Origin of the sequence: Curtobacterium sp. B18 (assembly GCF_000333375.1) — a bacterium.
In the GTDB taxonomy this organism is placed as follows: Bacteria; Actinomycetota; Actinomycetes; order Actinomycetales; family Microbacteriaceae; genus Curtobacterium.
In genome coordinates this window covers 1-216 of the sequence record NZ_BACZ01000745.1, presented here as the reverse complement: position 1 = coordinate 216, position 216 = coordinate 1, and the positions used below count along the sequence as shown (strand labels likewise).

The 216-nt window shown below is 76.9% G+C and carries 1 pseudogene; it reads right to left on the bottom strand.

What is annotated here, in order from left to right:
* A pseudogene (locus I5E_RS22300) lies at positions 1-198 on the bottom strand (ABC transporter ATP-binding protein); the annotation flags it as partial.
* Between the last annotated feature and the right edge of the window lie 18 nt (positions 199-216).

Below are 216 nucleotides of genomic sequence, written 5' to 3'. Positions count from 1 at the left end.
GCCGAGCACGACCTCGTCGGCGTCGAGGGCGCGGACGAGGTCCTGGTCGTGGGTCACGGCGACGATCGCGGTGCCGGCGTCGGCCAGTCCGCCGAGGCGTTCGACCACGGCCTGCCACGTCGCCCGGTCCTGCCCGGACGTCGGCTCGTCGAGCACGACGACGGGCGGCCGCGAGGCGACGACCGTGCCGATCGCCAACCGCCGCTGCTCGCCGCC